The organism is Rhizobium sp. BT-226, from assembly GCF_025847085.2.
Classification (GTDB): domain Bacteria; phylum Pseudomonadota; class Alphaproteobacteria; order Rhizobiales; family Rhizobiaceae; genus Rhizobium; species Rhizobium sophorae.
On sequence record NZ_JAOYTI010000003.1, the window covers coordinates 509,349 to 525,169 of the forward strand.

The 15,821-nt window shown below is 58.0% G+C and carries 17 protein-coding genes and 2 pseudogenes; 7 read left to right on the top strand and 12 right to left on the bottom strand.

From position 1 onward, the window contains the following. Positions 1-130: 130 nt before the first annotated feature. From OIU37_RS21985 to OIU37_RS21995, 3 genes are all read right to left on the bottom strand, one after another. Positions 131-997, bottom strand: a complete 867-nt coding sequence (locus tag OIU37_RS21985; protein ID WP_180697322.1) for an AraC family transcriptional regulator — start codon at positions 995-997, stop codon at positions 131-133. A 67-nt stretch (positions 998-1,064) separates the two neighbouring features. Beyond that, a complete protein-coding gene (locus OIU37_RS21990) occupies positions 1,065-1,469 on the bottom strand; it encodes a DUF4440 domain-containing protein (protein ID WP_180697321.1) in 405 nt (134 codons plus the stop codon). A gap of 386 nt (positions 1,470-1,855) precedes the next feature. Further along, positions 1,856-2,236, bottom strand: a complete 381-nt coding sequence (locus OIU37_RS21995) for a helix-turn-helix domain-containing protein (protein ID WP_180697320.1) — start codon at positions 2,234-2,236, stop codon at positions 1,856-1,858. 43 nt (positions 2,237-2,279) lie between these two features. Here OIU37_RS21995 and OIU37_RS22000 point away from each other — a divergent pair, with 43 nt between their 5' ends. Beyond that, positions 2,280-3,089: an SDR family NAD(P)-dependent oxidoreductase gene (locus OIU37_RS22000; protein ID WP_180697319.1), complete on the top strand. Its 810-nt coding sequence runs from the start codon at positions 2,280-2,282 to the stop codon at positions 3,087-3,089. A 76-nt stretch (positions 3,090-3,165) separates the two neighbouring features. Here the strand turns inward: OIU37_RS22000 and OIU37_RS22005 are convergent, their stop codons facing one another. From OIU37_RS22005 to OIU37_RS22020, 4 genes are all read right to left on the bottom strand, one after another. Then, positions 3,166-4,059, bottom strand: a complete 894-nt coding sequence (locus tag OIU37_RS22005; RefSeq protein WP_180697318.1) for an alpha/beta fold hydrolase — start codon at positions 4,057-4,059, stop codon at positions 3,166-3,168. Positions 4,060-4,169: 110 nt separating this feature from the next. Next, positions 4,170-5,342, bottom strand: coding sequence for an amidohydrolase (locus OIU37_RS22010; protein ID WP_180697317.1), 1,173 nt, complete (start codon positions 5,340-5,342; stop codon positions 4,170-4,172). A 2-nt stretch (positions 5,343-5,344) separates the two neighbouring features. Continuing rightward, a complete protein-coding gene (locus OIU37_RS22015) occupies positions 5,345-5,983 on the bottom strand; it encodes a GntR family transcriptional regulator (protein ID WP_180697316.1) in 639 nt (212 codons plus the stop codon). A gap of 387 nt (positions 5,984-6,370) precedes the next feature. Beyond that, entirely contained in the window at positions 6,371-7,225 is an 855-nt protein-coding gene (locus tag OIU37_RS22020; RefSeq protein ID WP_180697315.1) for a LysR substrate-binding domain-containing protein, read from the bottom strand. An 87-nt stretch (positions 7,226-7,312) separates the two neighbouring features. Here OIU37_RS22020 and OIU37_RS22025 point away from each other — a divergent pair, with 87 nt between their 5' ends. After that, complete coding sequence (locus tag OIU37_RS22025; RefSeq protein ID WP_180697314.1) at positions 7,313-8,014, top strand: haloacid dehalogenase type II; 702 nt, start codon at positions 7,313-7,315, stop codon at positions 8,012-8,014. A 15-nt stretch (positions 8,015-8,029) separates the two neighbouring features. Continuing rightward, positions 8,030-8,821, top strand: a complete 792-nt coding sequence (locus tag OIU37_RS22030; protein ID WP_180697313.1) for an aldolase — start codon at positions 8,030-8,032, stop codon at positions 8,819-8,821. Between the two features lie 53 nt (positions 8,822-8,874). Here OIU37_RS22030 and OIU37_RS22035 read toward each other — a convergent pair whose 3' ends face one another. Next, a complete protein-coding gene (locus OIU37_RS22035) occupies positions 8,875-9,795 on the bottom strand; it encodes a LysR substrate-binding domain-containing protein (protein ID WP_180697312.1) in 921 nt (306 codons plus the stop codon). Between the two features lie 97 nt (positions 9,796-9,892). On the opposite strand from OIU37_RS22035, the gene OIU37_RS22040 reads away from it, so the two are divergent. From OIU37_RS22040 to OIU37_RS22050, 3 genes and pseudogenes are all read left to right on the top strand, one after another. Beyond that, on the top strand, positions 9,893-10,684 hold the full coding sequence (locus OIU37_RS22040) for an SDR family NAD(P)-dependent oxidoreductase (protein WP_180697311.1): 792 nt from the start codon (positions 9,893-9,895) through the stop codon (positions 10,682-10,684). Positions 10,685-10,696: 12 nt separating this feature from the next. After that, positions 10,697-10,995: pseudogene (locus OIU37_RS22045) on the top strand (putative quinol monooxygenase). Positions 10,996-11,038: 43 nt separating this feature from the next. After that, positions 11,039-11,767, top strand: a complete 729-nt coding sequence (locus OIU37_RS22050) for a type 1 glutamine amidotransferase domain-containing protein (protein WP_264258660.1) — start codon at positions 11,039-11,041, stop codon at positions 11,765-11,767. Positions 11,768-12,144: 377 nt separating this feature from the next. On the opposite strand, the gene OIU37_RS22055 is transcribed toward OIU37_RS22050, so the two are convergent. Next, a complete protein-coding gene (locus tag OIU37_RS22055) occupies positions 12,145-12,735 on the bottom strand; it encodes a TetR/AcrR family transcriptional regulator (RefSeq protein ID WP_180697309.1) in 591 nt (196 codons plus the stop codon). A 219-nt stretch (positions 12,736-12,954) separates the two neighbouring features. Here OIU37_RS22055 and OIU37_RS22060 point away from each other — a divergent pair, with 219 nt between their 5' ends. Then, positions 12,955-13,746 carry a hypothetical protein gene (locus OIU37_RS22060; protein ID WP_246813082.1) on the top strand — a complete coding sequence of 264 codons (792 nt, stop codon included), beginning with the start codon at positions 12,955-12,957 and terminating at the stop codon, positions 13,744-13,746. A gap of 641 nt (positions 13,747-14,387) precedes the next feature. On the opposite strand, the gene OIU37_RS22065 is transcribed toward OIU37_RS22060, so the two are convergent. From OIU37_RS22065 to OIU37_RS22075, 3 genes and pseudogenes are all read right to left on the bottom strand, one after another. Further along, positions 14,388-14,570: a hypothetical protein gene (locus OIU37_RS22065; RefSeq protein WP_168317846.1), complete on the bottom strand. Its 183-nt coding sequence runs from the start codon at positions 14,568-14,570 to the stop codon at positions 14,388-14,390. 104 nt (positions 14,571-14,674) lie between these two features. Further along, positions 14,675-14,941, bottom strand: coding sequence for a hypothetical protein (locus OIU37_RS22070; RefSeq protein WP_168317845.1), 267 nt, complete (start codon positions 14,939-14,941; stop codon positions 14,675-14,677). 209 nt (positions 14,942-15,150) lie between these two features. Continuing rightward, positions 15,151-15,813: pseudogene (locus OIU37_RS22075) on the bottom strand (amino acid ABC transporter ATP-binding protein). Positions 15,814-15,821: the final 8 nt, after the last annotated feature.

Consider the following 15,821-nt stretch of genomic DNA (forward strand, 5'->3'; position numbering starts at 1 on the left):
TCTGTTCCTCAGTTGCGTCGGCCACGAACTAAGGAAACAGAGAACCGGGATCGCACAGATTCAGACCGACCTTTGCAGTTTCGGTCAAATTTTACGATCCCGACGCCCTGCGGATCAAGAAGCGGGGGGATCAAGCGGTTGGGCGCGCGATTTCACCAGGAGTCTGACCGAGAAGGCGACGCATTGTCGTCGCCATGTGGCTCTGATGAGCAAAACCAGCAGCAAGTGCAATCTGACTGGCAGGCATCGTCGTGGTGGCGATCAGCGCCCGTGCATATTCGACCCTGCGGCGGATAACGTACTGGTGCACGGGCGTTCCGGTGCTGTTGCGGAACAGAGACTTGAGCCGCGTGGAACTGACCCCGGCCACGGAAGCCAGATCGGCAAGATGGAGCTTCTGATCGAGATTGGTTTCGATGAACTCAATGAGTATCCTCAACTGCCGCGTAGACATTTTGGGTCCGATTTCGGCGTGGGTCCGTGCTTCCCCTAATGTGGCGATCTCGATCAAACGAACAGCCAATGCGTTCGCCAGAAGATCGATGTAAAGCGGATCAGAGGGCGTATCTGCTTCAAGATCGGCTTTTATCGCCCAGCCGATCGCTTCGATACGGGTGTCACGCAGTTGAAGCCGGGGGACGAGATCGATTTCATCCGCATTTCGCCCAAGCCCCTGCGCCACTTGATCGATCAGTGTTGGCCGCAACGTCAGTCGCAGGACCTGGCAGGTTGCATCATCCTCCCAAACGCCGTCCACCCCGGCGGGGATGAAATCAATGTCGCCGGGTTTCTGCACCCCCCGTCTCCGCGAGCCGCCCACCAGACAGTCTGCATTAACGGGCGGTCCGAAGTGCATACCGAGAACGTGCAGTTCCCCACTCTGCGCCTGCGCTTGGCCGGCGGGGATCTGGACGAGGTCCGCTTCAAGCGAATTCCAGTTTCTCCCGGCACTGGAAAAAAGAACATGACGTTTTGGCTCGGACAGAAAATTATTCATGCGCCAAAACCCTCGCGCGCTACGGTCTGACGAAAATCAGATCCTTCAAACGGTATTGCAGCCGCCCTCACAATGCGTCGCGGCGCTGCGTTCCGAAGGGATTGTCGATGATGTAGCGCCAAATCCCATCGTCGCCGCGCCGTATAACATCTGATGCCGTTCCCTTCATGTTAACTGTCGTGCCATCGCGAGCAATGCCATCGTACGACCAATCGCAAATCAGAAGCGCGGTATCGCCAGTAGTAAACAGATGGCGCTTCGCCATGTCCATCTGGAGCCCGAGAGAGAAGTACTTTTCCAGTTCGCCTCCGATCGCTTCCAAACCCCGGTGAATGGCGCCGGCAGCGTCAATCATGATGCAGGCTGAATCAAACACGCCAAGCGCTGTTTCGACATCAAGCGAGTTCAGTCGGACCTTCATCACCGGGTAAAATTCTTCTGCGGTGCGGGCCAATGGATAATTGCTGGGCATGGTTTCCTATCGGCGGCCAAAGCCGCCCCCTGACTTCCTGGAGAGCAATCGATCTAGAGGGGTAAAGAGCGAGCCGCGCGCAGATTCAGCCAGGGTTTTGCAGATTCGGACTGGATTTCCTGTTTATGTTCGAGGCGATGGTGCTGATCGCGGTGAAACATTTCCAACCGGTCGCGCGGGCATGATGTTTGCCGGCTTCCGTGTTTGTCGGTACCCGCATGAGGGCGCTCAATCAGAACACCGGCGACACTCCAGGTCGACCTCGGCGGTCACGAAGGGCTCGCCCCGTGTGGTCTTCGCCAAATCATTGCCTTCCGGGGCGGCGTAACTTCCCTGAATGAACTTGGGCAACGGCGCATTCGGCTTCCCCTGGTTCGGCCTCTTCCCTAGCCTTTAGGATGTCGGCGCGAAAAGTCCCTCATTGCGGTGAGAACCGGCATCAGGTCACGGCCGGAAGCTGCAAGTTCATACTCAACATGCGGAGGCTGCTCTTCGTAATCGTGTCTCCTCACGAGGCCATCGTCTTCGAGCTCTCGAAGATGTTGCGTTAGCATTTTCTGCGAAACACCCGGAATATCCCGCAATAGCTGCGACGTTCGCATCGACGCTCTTTCAAAAAGACGGAACAAGATTGGAAGCTTCCATCGGCCCTCGACCATATTGAGCGTTCTCGTCACGTGAGCGACGGAACCGTCAGGCCCGAGGCAGACGTTTCGATCGTCTTCCAATTCTATAGGCACTTTTAAGTACGTAATTGCCTCATTCACGGTGCTGTCCTTTAGTTGCGTCCTCGTGAGAAGGGAGGTCGTGATGGATCTAAAACTCGACGGTAAGGTGGCCTTGGTGACCGGCAGCAGCAAGGGCATCGGCGAAGGAATTGCTGAAGCGCTTGCTCGCGAAGGGGCAATCGTGATCATTCATGGCCGCAACAAAGATAAAGCCGAAGAGGTTGCTCACAACATCCGTACCCAAGGTGGGCGCGCCGTTGCGGTTGTCGGTGATCTGACGAAAGACGACGAGGTTGAGCACCTTGTCAATGAAGCGCAGGCTCTCGTTGGACCTGTAGAAATCCTCATCAACAATGCCGGTGGCTCCGGTCAATTGGAGGACTGGTCGACGACGCGAACCGAGACATGGGCGAGCGCATATGACCGGAATGTGCTTGCTGCCGTGAGGGTGACATCTTATTTGCTGCCCAACATGCGGGCTGCGAAGTGGGGAAGGATTATAAACATCTCAAGCCTCGCGGGTATGATGCCCCCGTCCAAAAAACCGGACTACGCAGCAGCAAAGGCGGCGATGATTGCGATGACCGCTTCGTTGGCAAAGGCCGTCGCACGTGAAGGCATTACGGCGAATACTGTTTCGCCCGGAACGATTCACAGCGCCAGTCTTGATGAAGCGTTCCGCAAGGCGGCCCTTACGCAAGGGCTTGCGCCAGATGCACCATGGCCCGAAGTCGAAAGGGTCGCACTGCCAATGTTCGCGCAAGTGCCAATTGGGCGGGTTGGCACAGTGGAAGAAATTGCCGATGCTGTCGCCTTCCTCGCGAGCCCGCGTGCGAGCTATATCACCGGGGCGAATCTGCGGCCTGACGGAGGAATGTGGCCCGGCCTCTAGACGGATACGACAGGAGCGCCACGCCCACGGATCGGCAATCGGTGCGGCTGCGAGTCCGACGAACCGATTGCGGCCTCTAGGACGCGAAACCGCACCAACCTTGAACTGTTGTTATAGCATCGGCGAATTCATGTGGCGCCTCCCAGGGCAGATTATGTCCGCACCCGACCGCTCGATGCTCGTGTCGTGCTTTGAACATCGGGGCATGATCAGCCGTTCCGCCGGGCTTTAACGGATCTTGGGTCCCGTCGATAGTGATCGCGGGGACGGTTATGGGTGGCTTTTCGGCCAACCGCGTTTCCAGATCAGCCAGAGCGGGATCTCCCGCTGCGTTCCCGAAGTCGAAGCGATAGGAGTGGATGACGACATCGACGAAGTCCGGATTGTCGAAAGAGGCCGCTGTCCGGTCAAACGTCGCGTCGTCAAACGCCCAGGTCGGCGACCACTGCTTCCAGAGGATCCTGCACAAATCGCGGCGGTGGAGAGCCAAGCACTCGCGGCCGCGCTCGTGCTGAAACAAATGTTGGTACCAGACAGCCTGTTCCAGGCTGGGCTGGTAGGCGCGGCCGAGCCGGTTCACGTCGATAACGTCGTAGCCCGCATAGGAGACCAGGCCGGCCACTCGATCGGGCCACAGTGCCGATGCAACGCATGAAGCAAGGCCGCCCCAGTCATAGCCGGCGAGAATGGCCTTCTCGATACCAAGAGCGTCGAGCAAGTCGATGACATCCTTGCCGAGAGCGGCCTGCTGACCGCTGCGCATGGTGGAGCTGGACCGGAAGCGCGTTGGACCAAAGCCGCGCAGGTACGGGACGATCACCCGGGCTCCCACTTCCGCCAGGCGAGGGGCAACCTCATCATAGGCGTGGATGTCGTACGGGAATCCATGGCTCAGCACCACGGGCCAACCGTCGGGCGAGCCGTGTTCAAAATAAGCAATTTCGAGTGTTTTAGTTTTGACTGTTCGCATGAAGATCCTCGCATCTGGAACTGCTCAGCGACGCACTTCTCTCCGAGCGCCTGTCATGGCGGCGGCTTGGGGCAGCTTTCAGGACGCTTAGGAGAGGGCGCGAACGCGGGTTATCGTTGCAGTTGCTGTTCAACGACTGCGGCGAAATAGGATGCCCCAAATGGCAGGGCCTCGTCATTGAAGTCAAACCACGCGCTGTGAAGGATGCGGCCATTGTCATCGGGCCCATTACCAATCCATCCATAGCACCCGGGGCGGTCTTCAAGCATGAATGCGAAGTCCTCGACAATCATCGTCTGCGGCGGGTTTGTCTCGACTTTAGTGAATACCGACAAGCCTGCAGCTTCGGCCGCTTGCGCCGCCGGCTCGGAGTTAACGAGGGTCGGATATTGCTGAGCGTACGACACCTTGAAGTGGGCACCTGTCGACAACGCTATACCTTCGACGACGCGGCGAAGCGCCGGTTCCGCTGCCGCGCGTGCTCGGGGAGAGAAAGCTCTCACCGTGCCTCGAATGGTGACTGAGTTCGGCAAGACGTTGTAAGCGTCCCCACCATGGATCTGCGTCGCGCTAACGACAAGGGCGTCGAGTGGATCAGTGTTTCGCGCGGCAATTTGCTGAAGCGCGACGAGGATATGGCCGGCCGTCAGAACAACATCAGCGCCCTTGTGTGGTTGCGCTGCGTGCATGCCCTTGGACGACACCTCTATCTCAAAGCTATCGCCCGACGCCATCATCGGGCCGGCCTTAACCGCGAAGGTTCCGACGTCCATTCCCGGCCAATTATGCAAGCCGTATATCTCGTCGCATCGAAAGGTTTCGAACAATCCTTCGCGGATCATTCGAGCCGCCCCGCCATCCGCGCCGCCCATTTCCTCTGCGGGCTGGAAGATGAAAACAACGCGGCCCGAAAAATTGCGGGTTTCGGCAAGATAGCGCGCGGCACCCAGCAGCATGGCTGTATGCCCATCGTGCCCGCAAGCGTGCATGACCCCGCCGTTCCTCGAACGGTGTCCAAAATCGTTGCGCTCCCCGATAGCGAGCGCGTCCATGTCGGCGCGAAGACCGATGGAGCGTTCGCCTCTTCGACCCCCGTACAGGACGCCAACGACGCCGGTTCCGCCAATGCCTTCGCTGACCTCGATCCCGAAGGACCGAAGTTTGTCAGCGACGAACTTTGCTGTTTGATGCTCTTGGTAGGAAAGTTCTGGATTGGCATGAAGATGACGCCGCCACTTGCTCATCTCGTCATGGAATTCTGCGATCCTGTTGATGACCGGCACAGTCAGTACTCCGTGTTCTGAATGTCGCGATAGGCTAGCTGGAGATGCTCCGTCAGGCGGTCAATTGCGCCGTCCGCATCCGCGTTGCGGCAGGCCTGCAGCAGTTCGCGATGCTCGGCAGCCGATTTCTCCAATCTGACAACGATGGACTTCGCAATCGTTTCCGCAAAAGCAGATGCCCTGTTGAGATGCTCGATGGTCCGCATGAGCGTTCGCCGGCCTGAGGGATGGTAGAGCGCATGATGGAATTCCCAATTCAACTGGGAGAGCTTGTAGAGGTCGCGTTCTGCGTCAGCTGCATCGAGCGCCATCTCTGCCCTGGCGAAATCAAGCTTTGTGTGGTGCTCAAGCGCAGACTTGAGTGCAAGCGGTTCCAGCAGAAGGCGCATATCAAACAGATCGCGCACCATTTCCGGATCAGGTTGTGCAACACGTGCTCCCTTGAAGCCGACCGCCTCGACTAACCCTTCCTCGGCGAGTGACTGAAGCGCGTGCCGCAGAGGGGTGCGACTGATACTCAGTTGTCCCGACAAGGCTTCCTGCCTAAGTGGCTGACCGGGACGATATGTCCCACTCAGGATAAGCGTCCTAATCTTGTCGGTCGCCGCTTCCGACTGGGTCTTGTCCGTATCCGAAATCATAATTGTATCCAATAATAAAAATGCTGGGCTGTCAAGCAGCGGTACATGCGGGAGAATGAAGTAATGGCCCGGTTGCCACTCACTCCGATACTATGTCGCTGGAGCGCGGTATGGGCCCGGCGAACCAACCGCATGCCAGTCTGATTAGCTGTTTCCCAAGCGCCTTCGTGAGCCACGATGAAGCTGGGCAAACGCGTCGTGGAGTGTCGGAGGCTGCGGATAGCCTCACGGGACTCCGCAGTTAGCTATATTTTTTCCCAGCTAAGCTGGTCGGCAGGACTGAGCATGCGGTCCGCTTAATCACGCGTCGAAAGTTCGAATTGGTTCAAGGCGGGATTTTCGAAACTGTGGTCGTCGGTGAGATCTGGACCAGTATCGTGGCAGGTGCTACCCCAAGCTATTCGCGAGGAAACGCCCGAGGAACTTCGCTTCGTTGGACAGGCTTGCCCGACCTTTCACCAGTGCCAATTCCGACAGCGGTTGTTCCTCGAATCCATCGTCGGGCCCAAGTTGCCGATGTTCGGGAAGCACCGCGTCGGATGGCAACAGGCTGATTCCGAGGCCGGAGGCGACTGCCGCCTGCACACCCATCAGACCCTGGCTCGTATAGGCGATCCGCCATCGGCGACCGCTTTGCTCGATCGCGCGGATCGCACGATCCCGGTAGATGCATCCGACCGGAAACACCGCAAGCGGCACGGGGTCGGCCTCTAGGGAACCGGCGGCGCCTTTCACCCAAACCAGCTTTTCCTTCCAGCTGGCGAGACTTGCTCCAGTGCCGGGCTCACGTTTGATCAGAGCGAGATCGATTTCGCCAGCGTCCAGTTGACGTCGGAGCTCTGTGCTCCAGCCGCTGACAGTGTCGAGCCTGATGTGGGGCGATGCGGCAGAAAATCCCGAGAGGAGGTCGATCAGGCGCCGGCCGGCAAAATCCTCCGGCACCCCGAGGCGCACGGTTCGGGGTGCCGAGGGTCTCCGCATTGCTTCGCTGGCTTCCTCTGCGGTCGCAAGGATTCTGCGGGCGTAGCTCAACAGTCTTTCCCCGGCCTCAGTCGTCTCTACGGTTCCGGACGATTTGTCCCGCAGCAACAGCACGGAGTCGATGTTTTGCTCAAGCTTCTTGACCTGCTGGCTCACCGTCGATTGCGTCAGATGCACCCTTTCGGCAGCCTTAGTGAAGCCGCCGCAATCGACGACGGCAGCAAAGGTTTTCAGAAGATCCAGATCGAAACCGAAGCTCATTTGATTTCTCGATTGATGGCATTTTGAGATTTAATTTTGCAATGAGCGGTGTGTTTGTCAATCTGCAGAAAATGCAGGAGACGAGACATGACATTGCCAGGCCCCAAATCAACATGGTTGACCTTTGATTGCTACGGCACCCTTATCCAATGGGACGAAGGGCTGCTGGCTGCGATGGATCGGATCCTGTCCGCAAAAGGCGGAAACATTGATCAGAAGAGCTTCATTCGGGTTTACGACCGACACGAACATGCACTGGAAGTGGAGCGTCCTCACCGAACATTTGCCGAGGTTAGCGCTTTTGCTCTGGAACAGGCCATGGTTGAATTCGGCCTTCCGTTCGAGGCGGCGGATGCCGAAATCCTGACCTCCTCCATCGGCAAGATGCCGCCGTTTCCGGAGGTTGTTGCAACGCTAAAGATGTTGAAGGATGCCGGTTTTCGCCTGGCGATCATCTCGAACACAGACGATGCCATCATCGCCGGAAATGTGGCTCAGTTGGGTGGTTCAATCGACCGCGTTATCACTGCTGAGCAGGCCGGTTCCTACAAGCCTTCCAGCCAGACGTTCCATCACGCCTGGAGAACCCTTGGCATTGGAATGGAAGATTTGCTGCACATCTGCGCCAGTCCGCATCTCGATCTTGTCGCAGCGCGTGAGCTTGGATTTCGCACCATCTGGGTTGACCGTGGTACGGGCCGCGAACCACTCTCTAATTACCAGCCAAACGCCGTCGTTCCGACGCTCGACGAGGTGCCGGCCATCCTGGCTGCGGCTGGCTGGATGTAATCCAAGGAGACAGACATGGCGCATGAATTGAAGATTTCGCAGACGAACAATCATCCCCATCACAATCTCCCATGGGATAGCGAAGAGATCTGGCAGGCGCGAGTCGATCTGGCCGCCTGCCTTCGCATGGCGGCCCGTCTTGGCCTTGAAGAGGGGATTTGCAATCATTTCTCCGCCATCGTACCTGGCCATCCCGACCTCTTTATCGTCAACCGGCTTGGCTGGGCCTTCCAGGAGGCGACTGCCTCATCATTACTGATATGCGATTTCGAGGGCAATGTGGTTGCCGGCGACGGTGTGCCGGAAGCGACCGCCTTCTTCATCCATGCGCGTCTGCACAAGATGGCGCCTCGAGTAGGAGCTGCCTTTCATACCCATATGCCGAACGCGACGGCGCTCAGCATGGTAGAAGGCGAGCCGCTGGTCTGGGCAGGACAGACGGCACTCAAGTTCTACGGCCGTGTCGCGGTGGATGAGGCCTATAACGGCCTCGCCCTTGACGAAAGCGAAGGCGACAGGATCGCCTCCGTCCTTGGCGAGAAGGATATCCTGTTCATGAAAAACCATGGCGTCATGGTCTGTGCACCCAACATCGCCGAAGCCTGGGACGATCTCTACTACCTCGAGCGGGCCGCCGAAGTTCAGTTGAAGGCGATGGGCTCGGGCCGCAAACTCCTACCGGTCTTGCCTGCTGTCGCGGCTGGTGCGGCGCGGCAGATGCGGGAGGGGGACCCGGAAAGTGCCAGGATGCATCTGGAAAGTATCCGTCGGGTGCTCGACCGGCAGGCGCCGGACTATCGAGACTGATCGGATAGGAAAGGTGAGGCGTTTCGAAACCACCTTTGCCCATAATCCTCAGGTCAGGTCGTCCCATTCAGCAACGGCTGATCAGCCAATGTGACAACCATATGCTCGATGAAGGCGCGGACACGATGGGGCAGGGGACCGCCGCCGACATAGACGGCATGAACAAGTTCGAGGTCGGCGGGATTGTAGTCTTCGAGCAGAGGCATCAACCGCCCCGCCTCAATCTCGTCCGCCACATGGAACAGACCCACGCGGGCAATGCCAGCACCCGCCAGCGCCATCTGCTTCATTGTCTCGCCGTTGTTAACGACGATACTGCCTTTGACTGGTTGCGCGATGTCACGGTCATGGTCACGAAACGGCCATGACGGCCGTGCGCGCCGGAAATTGAACGTCAGGCAGTCGTGATACGCAAGATCCGCCGGCGTTTCAGGCGAACCCCTGCGCGCCAGATAATCGGGTGAAGCGCAGACCACGCGCCGGCTCTGCCCCAGCTTGCGGGCGATCAGCCCGCTGTCTGGCAGATTGCCCATGCGAATGGCGACGTCGGTGTTCTCCGCAACCAGATCGACGATCCCATCCGTGAACGAGAGATCCACGATCAGATCGGGATTGCGTGCAACGAACCCCGGCATGGCCGGCGCGACGAACATCGTGCCGAACGGTATCGTTGTATTGATCCGCAGTCGCCCGCGCACCGCGCCACCCGCGGCCTCCTGATCCGCCTCGTTCAGTTCCTGCAAAATCCGAAGCGCCGCATGATGATAGGCCTCGCCTTCTTGCGTGAGTGTCAGGGCACGGGTGGTTCGCACCAGCAGGCGAGTCCCGAGCCTTGTTTCGAGGCGTGCGATCAGCTTGCTGACCGCCGATGGCGTGATGTCGAGGTTGCGAGCTGCTGCGGAGAATCCTCCGTCCTGAACGACGCGGGCAAACACTTCCATTTCTCCCGAACGTTCCATCAGAATGCGCGGCATTAATGATCCTCATTCACAGGTGCATGTCTTCTGTGGGCAATAGTACCTCCGGCTTTCAAATCATAAATTGTCTTCAGCATCAATCTGGAGACACGACATGGATTTGCAACTCAACGGAAAGACCGCGCTTGTGACCGGCGCCACCGCCGGCATAGGTCTCGAAATCGCCCGCTCTCTCGCCACGGAAGGCGCGCGGGTTGTCGTCACGGGCCGCGACCGCGCCAAGCTCGACAGCGCAATCGCTTCCGTCAAGGCATCCGGTGGATCGGGTATCACTGGCGTTCTGGCAGACGCTGCCAGCGCCCAAGGCGCCGCGATCATCACAAAGGCCGAACCTTCGGTCGATATCCTCGTCAACAATCTCGGCATCTACGAGAGCAAGGCTTTTGGCGACATCACCGACGCCGACTGGAGCCATCTGTTCGACGTCAATGTCATGAGCGGCGTGCGCCTGTCCCGAACCTATCTTCCCGGTATGCTGGATCGCAACTGGGGCCGTATCGTCTTTATCTCCAGTGAGTCAGGCCTCGCCATTCCGCAGGATATGATCCACTACGCAACGACCAAGACGGCACAGCTTTCGGTCTCACGCGGCTTGGCGCAACTAACCCGCGGCACCAATGTCACCGTCAATTCCGTGCTGCCGGGGCCGACCCGCTCGGAGGGCATCGAGGCCTTCCTGCGCAGCCAGGCAAGCGACCCTTCCGCGCCGATCAAAGAAATCGAGGCCGAATTCTTCGCCACCGCTCGCTCGGCGTCGATCCTCCAGCGCATGGTGGAAGCGGAAGAGGTGGCAAACCTTGTTGCCTATCTCGCCAGCCCCCGCTCATCCGCCACGAACGGCGCAGCCCTTCGTGCCGAAGGCGGTCTCGTCAACACCATCGCCTGAAGGATATCGGCCATGCCAAACACACCGCTGACCATCATCGCCATCACCACGGCAAGGCCCGGTAAGGAAGCGGCGCTTGGCGCCGCTCAGGAAAAGCTCGTTGCCGAGACCTTGGCGATGGCTGCCTTCGTTACGAGTTGCATCAGTCGCTCGATGATGGGCGGGTCCGCATCTTCGTCGAAACCTGGCAAAGTGAAGCCCAATGGCGCGCTCATATGCAGGATGCCGCCATGCAGCGTTTTCAGGCGAGCGGCGTGGGTGACTATTTCGCCGACTTCGCCCTGTACCGGCTGACCAAGCTCGCTGGCTGAGAAGCAACTGCCTTTCCCTTCCCAAACTTTTGGAGCTAAACCCATGAATCTTCTGCGAGGCCTCGCCATCGCTCTTGCACTCGGCACCAGCACTCTGAGCGCCCATGCCGGAAACGTCCTGATCGTGCTTTCCGATTCCGACCGCCTCGACCTCAAGGACGGCAAGGTGTTCAAGACCGGTTTCTACCTCAATGAACTGATGCAGCCGGTGCAGGCGCTGCTCGATGCCGGCCATGAGAAACTGGGCCTGATGTCGAGCGACAGGTCGCCTGTCATCAGCCTCGCGCGGGTCGAGCAGATCGGTTACGAGCATTTCGACGCGGTCTATGTGCCGGGCGGTCACGCACCCATGCAAGATCTTCTGGTCAGTTCAGAACTCGGCAAGCTGCTCACCTGGTTTCATGAGAATGGCAGAACGACCGCGTTGGCCTGCCATGGCCCGATCGCGCTGCTTTCTACACTGCCGGACGCACAGGGTTTCGTGACCCAGTTCGAAACGGCGGGAACGGCAAAGGCGCAAGCGGGCTGGGTCTATGGCGGCTACAGGTTCACCGTCTTCAGTAACCAGGAAGAGGAAATGGCCAAGGGACTGCTGGGTGGCGGCGAGATGAAGTTCTATCCGCAGGATGCACTCACTCAGGCAGGCGCCCAATTCAGTCAGGCACACGTGTCTTTCTCGGCACATATAGTGACCGATCGGGAACTGATTACTGGCCAGAACCCGGCCTCCGCCCCGGCCGTCGCCAGAGAGCTACTGGCCCGATTGAAATAGCATCTGCCGATGTCGCGTACTGGGCGACATCGGCTACAGCTAAGCGGGAATGTGGATCGGGGCCATGTTTGCTGCGCGCTACCATTCATCATGTTTTCGTGTGTGTGAAATTAGAGAGAAGTGCGCTGTAACATCTTTTCAACCTGAAGCTCAGGTTCACGTCCTATCTAGGCCTTTGGCTTAGAAATAAGGTGGTCGTCGGTTCCAATCCCTTCAAGAGCACGATTGTGGAATAGCGAAGTCGGCCGTTCGTGTCCCTTCAAGCCCGCCCGAATAGAGTCGGACCTGTGCTCTACGTCAGCCACAACGTCGCCATGCGTGCCATCGCGTCATGAAAAGCGATTAAACTTCTGCAAAGTGTGCGACGGCCATACCGATCAACGCGGTCGCGGTGTAATCGGATCGCAGAACGGCAAGGTGCTGGCGCGGCGGATCGCCTGCGCGAGCCGGTCGTTGGTCTCCGCAACAGTGGGGATCTGTCCGTATTTTACTGCTGCCCTGCTGATGGACTCGTCGATGATCCGCATGGCTGCGACAACGGTGGCGGCGCACAATCGCACCTCGAAATCCGTCGGCGAAAGATCAAGCCGCGAAGCAATCACGCCCGCCATCGTGATTTCCGTCATTCTTGTCGCCATAAAAAACGGTTCAAGCAGCGCGGGCTCTTCCTCCAACCGAGCGATGAGGTGCACGGCAAGTCTGCTGTCCTCGATTTCCTGGGCGTCGATCTTGCTGAAGTCATAGGCGAGCTCCAGGAACCGCTCGACGGAAATATCGAGGGGCCAGTTTTTCAGCTTTTCGGCAAGGCGCTGCGACGTCAGAGCGAACAACGGCTCGATGCAGCTCTTCTTGGTGCGGAAGTAGCGCCAGAGAGTCCGCTTTGAGATGCCTGCCGCCTCGGCGATTTCGTCGCCGCTGGTGCCTGTAACACCTTTTTCGAGAAAAAGACGCGCGGCGCTTCGCGCCACGTCGATATGTGCGCCTTCCCGAACGGTCCTGCTCATCGCGATCTCCAGCTTACCAAACCCTTGTATATGTCAATGAGTGCCATTTTGTGAAGATAATTAGGCATAATTCGTTGAGATGATGGAGTTTTTCCCAGTCACTATAATGACACTAAGTGCCATTATTGCTCTTTTCGTGCCGAGGATGCGGGTTCTGGCATCATCATTTGCGAGGAGACATTGATGAAGAGATCCACCGCCATCGCCATTTCGCTTGTTGTCCAGGTCAACAGCGTGTCGGCCCAACCCTTGGAGGATGGAATGTCAAAGATCACCTATCCGAATACCGAGCGCTTCGACGTGCCCGAGCAGCACTTCGGCCAGACCGTCGTGGATTCCTACCGCTGGCTGGAAAACGAGGCACCCAGCGATCAGGCCGTGGCCGCTTGGATCGAGGCGCAGAACAAGGTGACGCGAGGCCATCTCGACACGCTTCCCGGCCGCGACATCTTCGAAAAGCGCATGAAGGCCCTGTTCGAGTACGAACGCTATACGGTCCCTCGGAAGCGTGGTGATCGATATTTCTTCACCCTCAACAAGGGCCTTGAAAACCAGCCGTCTTTATATGTCCGCCATGGCCCCTTCGGCGAAGTCCGTCTGTTGATCGATCCCAATTCCTGGTCGGACGACAATGCCGACGCGGTCGGCGAATGGAGCGTCTCGGACGACGGTCGCCACCTGGCGTTCAGCGTGCAGAAGGGCGGTACCGACTGGCGGACCATCCGTGTGCTCGATGTCGAGAGCGGGAAGGAGCTTCAGGATGTCGTTGACTGGGCCAGGTTCACGCGTATCAACTGGGCTCCGGATAACTCGGGCTTCTTCTATTCGCGCATGCCGGAACCCGTTCAAGGCGCGGCCGGCGGGGCCATCGCCAATCACGCCGTCTATTTCCATGAGCTCGGCACGTGCAGGCTTTGTTCTCGCATCAGGTCAAGGCCGTTGCCAGCCCCGAAGCCCAATCCAACGCTGGGATGAAGGCGCGTGGCGAGACCACGGTCGAAGCAAAGTTCTTTTTCTCCAGTGACTTTGCGCTCCGGCCCCTCGCCATCGACGACCAGGACCGGTTCATGGGTCCCGACAAACGTCTCGCCGCCCTTGACCGCGACCACCGCGCCTGCTCGTCCGCGCGAGATTGTCTTTGCAATTTCGCCCGGTCCTTCAGTTCCATTGTTTCGGCTGACCGCCGAACAGCATCCGCTCATCTTTATCTTCCCGAATTCTTCTTTCCCACGGGCCACACTTTCAGGGACCTACCTGCCGCTATCGAAAACCACTTCGAGCTGGAACATGTGTAGCCGCCGCGTAGCGTTGGCGAAAGCGCCCCGGTCTCGCGCAACTCCTTTCGCGGCAGGCGGACGTGGGTTGTCAATTTTTATATGAGATTGATCCGGATTTCCATTTCGCAGTTATCCGCTCCAGCTGATTTCAAGTTGTTTGCGGACAATTCTTCATCCCGAGTCTGGTGGACTAACACTAAACGAAAAAACGGATCAAATCCTGCTGAAACTCAACATCGTGGGGTAAGGACGAACTGAATATGGTGGCGATCAGCTGTTATATCGCCGGCATCGATGCACCAATCTTTTAACCCCCGCGCATTGCTTCTAATCATGAGATCATGACGCGACTGCCAGGATAATAGCAATGAACAGCAGCAATGGCCCCATCCATCTGAAGTGACGAACCACTGGCGACTTGTGCGCCGGGTTTCGTGACAAGGACAGGTAGCCGAAGCCCACGAATGTCATCCACAAACCGGCGCAGAGCATGATGAATTCATCGATATAGGTTGCGATCATCACGGTGCTCCTGGCTTTGAATGTGCCATGCATTAGTCCTGCTGCTGCGGCGGTTTAGAAGATCGGAGTCGACCGCATTGGCCTTTTTGGCCCCAGCCGCCGTCTCATGTTTCATCCTGGTCATCAACCGCCACGACTATGTAATTGGCCCAGACGCTCCGGGAGATCGCCTCGCTCTCAGCGTAGTCGGCGTCGAAGTCTTCCAGGAGAGTGAGAAATCCGCCCTTCGTCTCGATCTGCGCCGGAGTGAGGTATCCCCATTCGCATTCTTCGCAGTGCGCGTAAATGTCATCTGTTGTGAGATTGCGAAACAGAAACAGTCGCCCCTGGCGACAGGCTGGACAGTTGCTGGCGTGGTCGCGGCGATTCATGCATTTATCTTAGCCAAAGCCGTTCCGATATCCAGTAGCGCGGACACGAGCCGCGACCAGGCAAACCGCTTGGCCACGTTCAAAATCCCTCGATCTTGTTTCTTCCATGTGATCTGAACCCCTGCATTTTGTCACGATTTGGTAAGCTCAGCATCTTTTGCTCAGAGCCAAAAGCGTGGAGGGCTCAATTCCGAGTCGGAATTTACGCTTTACTTCACACCGTTCGATAGAAATGCCTGAAGCTCTGGCGTCTGTGGATCTGAGAAGAGATCGGCTGACGGACCTGCCTCCCAAATCGTGCCCTGATGCATGAAGACCGTGATATTCGCGACGCTGCGGGCGAAATTCATTTCGTGCGTCACCAGCAGCATGGTCATGCCTTCACGGGCCAGTTCTTCGATAACGAGAAGAACTTCGCCGGTCAGTTCAGGGTCGAGGGCCGATGTGACCTCGTCGAACAGCATCACTTTGGGTCGCATGGCCAGCGACCGCGCAATGGCCACCCGCTGCTGCTGGCCGCCAGACAGCATTTCCGGATAGACCGAGAATTTATCAGCTAGGCCAACGCGTTCCAGCGCCTTTCGGGCCAGAATTTCGGCATCCGCCTTCGTCACCCCTTGAGTGATACGTGGCGACAGCATGATGTTTTCGCCAACAGTCAGATGTGGAAACAGGTTGTAGCTCTGAAAGACGATACCGACGTCCTAGCGCAATGCCCGTAGCTTGGCCTGATCCTGCTCCACATTGTGACCAGCAGCATGGATGCTTCCAGACTGAAACGCCTCCAGCCCATTGATACAGCGCAAAAGGGTACTTTTCCCGGAGCCGCTGCGGCCTATGAGGGCGACGACCTGCCCGGTTTCCACGCGCATCGAGACGC